This window comes from Actinophytocola sp., assembly GCF_035712165.1.
In the GTDB taxonomy this organism is placed as follows: Bacteria; Actinomycetota; Actinomycetes; order Mycobacteriales; family Pseudonocardiaceae; genus DASYTH01.
Map to the genome: position 1 here is coordinate 1 of NZ_DASTBH010000207.1, position 6,353 is coordinate 6,353.

Annotated in this window: 10 protein-coding genes; 6 read left to right on the plus strand and 4 right to left on the minus strand. The window is 72.3% G+C overall.

Annotated elements, in window-relative coordinates; genetic code table 11:
- Positions 1–235, minus strand: a 235-nt coding sequence (locus VFO68_RS11595) for a DUF3093 family protein (protein WP_325158232.1), incomplete at its 3' end; no start/stop codon positions are given.
- A 24-nt stretch (positions 236–259) separates the two neighbouring features.
- On the opposite strand from VFO68_RS11595, the gene dut reads away from it, so the two are divergent.
- From dut to VFO68_RS11610, 3 genes are read left to right on the plus strand one after another with little or no spacing between them, the layout of a single operon-like run.
- The gene (gene dut, locus VFO68_RS11600; RefSeq protein WP_325158233.1) at positions 260–739 is read left to right on the plus strand and encodes a dUTP diphosphatase; all 480 of its coding nucleotides are present in this window, start codon (positions 260–262) and stop codon (positions 737–739) included.
- A complete protein-coding gene (locus VFO68_RS11605) occupies positions 740–1,375 on the plus strand; it encodes a DUF3710 domain-containing protein (RefSeq protein WP_325158234.1) in 636 nt (211 codons plus the stop codon). It begins immediately after the preceding gene.
- A 9-nt stretch (positions 1,376–1,384) separates the two neighbouring features.
- Positions 1,385–2,005: a LysE family translocator gene (locus VFO68_RS11610; RefSeq protein ID WP_325158235.1), complete on the plus strand. Its 621-nt coding sequence runs from the start codon at positions 1,385–1,387 to the stop codon at positions 2,003–2,005.
- Here VFO68_RS11610 and VFO68_RS11615 read toward each other — a convergent pair.
- Positions 2,002–2,607, minus strand: coding sequence for an alpha/beta hydrolase (locus VFO68_RS11615; protein WP_325158236.1), 606 nt, complete (start codon positions 2,605–2,607; stop codon positions 2,002–2,004). The two genes, VFO68_RS11610 and VFO68_RS11615, sit on opposite strands and share 4 nt — an antisense overlap.
- A 233-nt stretch (positions 2,608–2,840) precedes the next feature.
- Here VFO68_RS11615 and VFO68_RS11620 point away from each other — a divergent pair, with 233 nt between their 5' ends.
- A complete protein-coding gene (locus tag VFO68_RS11620; RefSeq protein WP_325158237.1) occupies positions 2,841–3,218 on the plus strand; it encodes an OB-fold nucleic acid binding domain-containing protein in 378 nt (125 codons plus the stop codon).
- Positions 3,215–3,919, plus strand: coding sequence for a DUF3159 domain-containing protein (locus VFO68_RS11625; RefSeq protein ID WP_325158238.1), 705 nt, complete (start codon positions 3,215–3,217; stop codon positions 3,917–3,919). The genes VFO68_RS11620 and VFO68_RS11625 overlap by 4 nt, the downstream gene beginning before the upstream one ends.
- Positions 3,920–3,925: 6 nt before the next feature.
- Here VFO68_RS11625 and VFO68_RS11630 read toward each other — a convergent pair whose 3' ends face one another.
- Both VFO68_RS11630 and VFO68_RS11635 read right to left on the minus strand, forming a co-directional pair.
- The gene (locus tag VFO68_RS11630) at positions 3,926–4,597 is read right to left on the minus strand and encodes a TrkA family potassium uptake protein (protein WP_325158239.1); all 672 of its coding nucleotides are present in this window, start codon (positions 4,595–4,597) and stop codon (positions 3,926–3,928) included.
- Positions 4,597–5,262, minus strand: a complete 666-nt coding sequence (locus tag VFO68_RS11635) for a TrkA family potassium uptake protein (RefSeq protein ID WP_325158240.1) — start codon at positions 5,260–5,262, stop codon at positions 4,597–4,599. Before VFO68_RS11635 ends, VFO68_RS11630 begins: the two co-directional genes overlap by 1 nt.
- Before the next feature lie 108 nt (positions 5,263–5,370).
- Here VFO68_RS11635 and VFO68_RS11640 point away from each other — a divergent pair.
- A partial coding sequence (locus VFO68_RS11640; protein ID WP_325158241.1) for an APC family permease occupies positions 5,371–6,353 on the plus strand: 983 nt, incomplete at its 3' end.

A 6,353-nucleotide genomic window follows, 5' to 3' on the forward strand; every position in this document is an offset into this window, starting at 1 on the left:
TGACCCGCGCGCGGCCCATCTGGATGATCAGCGCGACGGTCAGTGGGATCAGTACCACGTAAGGCAGCCAGGCCCGCACGCCGCCGTAACCCAGGTGCACCTCGGCGGCCAGAATCGTGGCCGCCAGCAACGGCAGCGGCCACCAGTACCAGGTGACGTAGAGCCGTTCCGAGTAGGACTCGCCGCGCCGCGCGCCGGCCGCGGGCGAGTCCGTGCCACTTCCTGGGTCGCGCACGGCTCCAGGGTAGTCTCGCCCGTCATGCCCAGCGTTGAGGTCCCGCTGACCCGGTTCGACCCGGACGTGCCGCTGCCCGCCTACGCGCGGCCCGGCGACGCCGGAGCCGATCTGGTCACCACGTCGGACGTCGTGCTGGCGCCGGGGGAGCGCGCGGTGGTCGGCACCGGCATCGCGGTCGCCATCCCGGACGGCTACGCCGGTTTCGTGCATCCGAGATCCGGGCTCGCCGCGCGGGTGGGGCTGTCGGTGGTGAACACGCCGGGCACCATCGACTCCGGCTACCGGGGCGAGATCAGGATCTGCCTGATCAACCTCGATCCCCGCGAGCCGGTCGAGCTGCGCCGTGGCGACCGGGTCGCCCAACTGGTCATCCAGCGGGTCGAGCACGCGGTGTTCCGCGAGGTGGCCGAGCTGGCCGAGTCGGAGCGCAGCACCGGCGGATACGGCTCGACCGGTGGACACTCGCTGTTGGGCGGTTCGGTGCGGACGGAGGAGCGCTGAGTGGGACTTTTCGGCCGGCGGGATCGCCGTGATCGGGGCGCCGAGGAGTTCGAGGATCTCGAGTATCCGGAGCACGGGTACGACGAGGAGGATGCCGGGCCTTACGACGAGGCCGAGGCGCCGGACGACGGGGTGTCCCGGCTGGACCTCGGCTCGGTGCGGGTGCCGGTGCCGGACGGCGCACAGCTGCAGGTGGAGATGGACCCAACCGGCCCGGTGCGGGCCGTGCACGTGGTGACGCCGCACGGTCAGTTCACCGTCAACGCCTACGCCGCGCCCCGGTCGGGCGGGCTGTGGGAGGAGGTCTGCGGCGAGTTGGCGGCGCAGCTGCGCGGGGACGGCGCCGCGGTGCACAGCGAGTCCGGTGACTGGGGCCAGGAGCTGGCGGCCTCGCTCGGGACGGTGTCCCTGCGGTTCGTGGGCATCGACGGGCCCAGGTGGATGCTGCGCGGCGTGGTCGCCGGCACCCCGGACGCGGCCAGGTACAGCGCCGCCGCCCTGCGCGAGATGCTGCGCAACACGGTGGTGGTGCGCGGCGAGGCGCCGATGCCGGTGCGCACGCCACTGCCGCTGGAGCTGCCCGACGCGATCGCCGAGCACATCGCCCAGGTCCAGGGCGAAGGGGAGCCGGGCTAGCCTGGCCGCATGCCCACCTCCGCGGAATGGCTGGTCTTCCTCGGCGCGGCCGTGCTGTTCGCGGTGCTGCCGGGCCCGGGGATGCTCTACGTCCTGGCCCGCAGCCTGCGGGGCGGACGGGCCGACGGGGTCCGGTCGGTGCTCGGCAACGGGATCGGCGCGCTCGGGCACGTCGCGGCGGCCGCCGTCGGCCTCTCGGCGCTGCTGGCCGCGTCCGCGACGGCCTTCACGGTGCTCAAGCTGCTGGGCGCCGGTTACCTGATCTACCTGGGCGTGCGGGCCCTGCTGGACCGCGACTCCGCCGCCGCGCCGCCGGACGTCGCGCGGGCCAACCGTTCGGCGGTCGGCCAGGGCGTCCTCAGCGAGCTGCTCAACCCGAAGACGGCGCTGTTCTTCCTGGCCTTCCTGCCGCACTTCGTGCATCCCGGACCGGTGCCGGCGCCGCTGGTGTTCGCCCTGCTGGGCACGATCGCGGTGCTGCTGGCCCTCGCGGCGGACCTGGTGGTCGCGGTGTTCGCGGGAGGTCTCGGCGCCCGGCTGACCGGCCGGCGCTGGCGCACCCGGCAGCGGGTGGCCAGCGGCCTGACCATGATCGGCCTCGGCGGCGCGCTGGCGTTGGCCGAGCGCTAAGCCGGGGGGTGGCCGCCGGCGTGCAGCCAGGCGAGCACGGCGGCCCGGCCGAGGGCCTCCGGGTCGGCTCCGATGATGTCCAGGCTGGTGGTGCACAGCGCCCCGCGGGCGACGGCCGCGGCCCACTCCCGGGCCACCGGCAACGGGTGGATCGGGTCGTCCACGCAGCCGGCGACGCCGACCGGCATGGTCAGGCCGCCCAGGTCGGACCGGGCCGGGGCGGGGCGGCCGGCGGCGGCGTCCAGCGCGTCGGCGAGGCCCGCGCCGTAGCCGAGCCAGGCCCGGTGCAGTTCGTCAGCCAGCCAGGCGTCCACCGAGCCGGTCAGCTCGGCCAGCGCGGCGTGCACCCCGGCAGCCCGCACCCGGTCCGCGCCGAGCCGGGCGGACACGGCCCCGGGAGACTCGCCCGGCGCGCCGAGCCAGCCCGGCAGCGCGAGCAGCAGGCCGGCGCACCGGTCCGGGTTGCGCAGCGCCCATTCGGCGGCCAGATGCGCGCCGAAGGAGATACCTCCGGCGATGACGGGACCCTCGGTAGCCGCTTCGTCGAGAGCGGTGAGGAAGGCGTCACCCAGTTCGGGGCCTGGCCGAGGCGCTGGCGTCACAGCGTGTATTCCCACGGCGGCCAGCGGGATCTTGAAGACAGACCGGACAAACACCTCATCCGAGCCGGTGCCCGGTAACAACACTGCTGAACGGGCGGTTTCGACCCTGGCAAACGGCAACGCGGGCTGGGTCACACTCGCCTTCCGTTCCATCACTCGGTCGGGCCTTGCGCGGTTACGCTTGATTGTGCACGGCCGGAGTCGGGGCTGGCCTCACACACCAGGAGCGGGAGATGAGCACCAAGGGGGATGGTTATTGGCGCCGGTTGGTCAAGAAGCTGACGACCGATGTGGACGTGCTCGACGCCGACGACCTGTCGGAGAAGGCCGAGGCGCAGGGGGCGCAGCGGGCCTGTGACTGCAAGTCCGGCGAAGAGGTGACCGTGCTCGGCAGGCTGCGCTCGGTCGAGCTCCGGCCCCGGGACGCGGTCGCCACGCTGGAGGCCGAACTGTTCGACGGAACCGAGGGCGTGACACTAGTCTGGCTCGGTCGGCGCCGGATTCCCGGCATCGAACCCGGCCGCACCATCAAGGCGCACGGCCGGATGGCCGTGCGGGACGGCCGCAAGGTGCTCTACAACCCCTACTACGAACTGCAGACGACCACATGACTCAAGCGGAGCCCGCCGAGGCGGACAAGCGGACCACCCTGCTCCAGGAGATGGGTGGGATCAGCGGCCTGATCTACTCCTCGGTGCCGGTCCTGGTGTTCGTCCTGGTCAACTCGATCTTCTCGCTGCAACCGGCGATCTGGGCCGCGGTGGGCAGCGCGCTGCTCATCACCGTGGTCCGGGTCGTGCGCAAGCAGCCGCTGCAGCCGGCGATCTCCGGGTTCTTCGGTGTGGCCATCGCCGCGTTCATCGCCTACCGGACCGGCTCCGCCAAGGGCTTCTTCCTGTTCGGCATCTGGGCCAGCCTGGTCTACGGGGCCCTGTTCACCCTCTCGGTCCTGGTCCGCTGGCCGCTCATCGGGGTGATCTGGGGGCTGCTCAACGGGCACGGCCAGAAGTGGCGCCAGAACCGCCGGGCCATGATCGCCTACGACCTCGCAACGGTGTCCTGGGCGCTGGTCTTCGCCGCCCGGTTCGTGGTGCAGCGCTGGCTCTACGAAGAGGACCTCACCGGCTGGCTCGCCTTCGCCCGGATCGCCATGGGCTACCCGCTGACCGCGCTGGCCCTGCTGGTCACGATCTGGGCGGCCCGCCGCGCCGGCCACCTCGTCCGGCAGCGGGAGAGCGCACAGGACGCCGAGGACAAGGCCGCCGAGGCCCGGCTGCGCGCCAAGTACGGCGAGCCCGCCACGGAGTCTTGATCCTCGCTAGTCCGGTTTCCTCGTGTGGCCCAGGGCGGCACGGATCTGGTCCTCGACGTCGGCCGAGGCCACGAACAGCAGCTCGTCGCCGCCCTCCAGCGGGTCCTCCGGCTGCGGCACGATGACCCGCCGGCCACGCAGGATGGTCACCAGCGCGGCGTCCCGGGGTAGCTCCAGGTCCCGCACCGCGCGGCCGGCCAGCGGCGTGTTGTCCGGCAGCGTCATCTCGACCAGGTTGGCCTGACCCTGACGCAGCGTGAGCAGCTGGACCAGGTCGCCGACGCTGACCGCCTCCTCGACCATCGCGGCCAGCATGCGCGGCGTGGACACCGCCACGTCCACGCCCCAGGCCTCGTTGAACAGCCACTCGTTGCTCGGGTCGTTCACCCGGGCCACCACCCGGCGCACCGCGAAGACGGTCTTGGCCAGCAGCGACACCACGAGGTTGACCTTGTCGTCGCCGCTCGCCGCGATCACCACGTCGCAGGTGTGCAGCCCGGCCTCCTCCAGCGAGGCGAGCTCGCAGGCGTCGGCGAGCACCCACTCGGCCTGCTCGACGGTGTGCGGCTCGAACTGCCGCGCGTCCCGTTCGATCAGCATCACCTGGTGGTCGGCGGCGATGAGCTCGGCGGCGATGGACCGGCCGACGGCACCCGCCCCGGCGATCGAGACGCGCATCAGTGGCCCTCCTCGGGCGGCTGGCCGGCCGCCGCCGTCACGTCCGAGACCGTGCCGGACAGGGCGGCGACATAGACCTGGTCGTCGGCCTGGATCACGGTCTTGCGTTCGGGCAGCACCCCGCTGCCGAACCGCATGATGAACGCCACCCGCGCGCCGGTGGTCTCCTCCAGCTCGTGCACGGTGCGGCCGACCCAGTCCTCGTGCACCGGCACCTGCAGCACCGCCACCTTGCCGGTCGGGTCCCGCCAGGCGGCCGCCACCCCGTCCGGGAGCAGGGTGCGCATCAGCCGGTCGGTCGTCCACGGCACGGTGGCCACGGTCGGGATGCCGAGCCGCTCGTAGACCTCGGCCCGCTTCGGGTCGTAGATCCGCGCCACCACGTGCTCGACGCTGAACGTCTCCCGGGCCACCCGGGCCGAGATGATGTTCGAGTTGTCCCCGCTGGACACCGCGGCGAACGCGGCGGCCCGCTCGATCCCCGCCTCGATCAGCACGTTGCGGTCGAACCCGTTGCCGACCACCTGCTGGCCGTGGAAGTCACTGCCGAGCCGGCGGAACGCGTGCTGATCCTTGTCCACCACGGCGACGGAGTGCCCCAGGCGCTCGAGTGCCGCCGCCACCGAGCTGCCGACCCGACCGCAGCCCATGATCACGACATGCAAGAACCCGCCTCCTCGTGAGGGCACCCCGGACAACGCTGAGCCTGTTCTGTCGAACCTACCGCCTCCGCTGCTCCGATGAGGTGATCGGACCGCCTACGCTGTGCACCCGTGCCCAAGCTCGCATCAGTGGCCAAGCGTCTGCTCGTCGGCCGGCCCTTCCGCAGTGACCGGCTGGCCCACACGCTGCTGCCGAAGCGGATCGCGCTACCCGTGTTCGCCTCGGACGCGATGTCCTCGGTGGCCTACGCGCCCGAGGAGATCTTCCTGGTGCTGTCGGTCGCCGGCCTGTCCGCCTACGCGGTCGCGCCGTGGGTGGGCGTCGCCGTCGTCGTGGTGATGCTCACCGTCGTCGCGAGCTACCGGCAGAACGTGCGGGCCTACCCGTCCGGCGGCGGTGACTACGAGGTGGCCACCGTCAACCTGGGCCGGTCCGCCGGCCTGGTGGTGGCCAGCGCCCTGATGGTGGACTACGTGCTCACCGTCGCCGTGTCGATCGCCTCCGCCGCGTCCAACATCGGCTCCGCGGTGCCGTTCGTGGCCGCCCACAAGGCGGCCTTCGCGGTGGCCGCCATCGTGGTGCTGGCCGCGATGAACCTGCGCGGCATCCGGGAGTCCGGGACCATGTTCGCGATCCCGACCTACGCGTTCATGGCCGGGGTGCTCGGGATGGTGGCGATCGGCCTGTTCCGGGTGGGGGTGCTCGGCGAGGAGCTGACGGCCGAGAGCGCCGGTTTCGAGCTGCACGCCACCGGGGACCAGTTCGCCGGCCTGGCCATGATGTTCCTGGTGCTGCGGGCGTTCTCCTCCGGCAGCGCGGCGCTGACCGGGGTCGAGGCGATCAGCAACGGCGTGCCGGCGTTCCGCAAACCCAAGTCCCGCAACGCGGCCACCACCCTGCTGATGATGGGCATGATCTCGGTGACCATGCTGATGGGCCTGATCGTGCTGGCCCAGCTGAGCGGGGTGAAGATCGCCGAGGACCCGGCGGCCCAGCTCGGCGGGGCGCCGCCGGACTACCACCAGAAGACCCTGGTGGCCCAGGTGGCCGACGCGGTGTTCAGCGGCTTCCCGATCGGGTTCTACTTCGTCAC

Coding starts and splice junctions, on each gene's coding strand:
- VFO68_RS11620 (WP_325158237.1), top strand. CDS start 2,841: ATGAGCACCAAGGGGGATGGTTATTGGCGCCGGTTGGTCAAGAAGCTG.
- VFO68_RS11630 (WP_325158239.1), bottom strand. CDS start 4,597: ATGCGCGTCTCGATCGCCGGGGCGGGTGCCGTCGGCCGGTCCATCGCC.
- VFO68_RS11625 (WP_325158238.1), top strand. CDS start 3,215: ATGACTCAAGCGGAGCCCGCCGAGGCGGACAAGCGGACCACCCTGCTC.
- VFO68_RS11610 (WP_325158235.1), top strand. CDS start 1,385: ATGCCCACCTCCGCGGAATGGCTGGTCTTCCTCGGCGCGGCCGTGCTG.
- dut (WP_325158233.1), top strand. CDS start 260: ATGCCCAGCGTTGAGGTCCCGCTGACCCGGTTCGACCCGGACGTGCCG.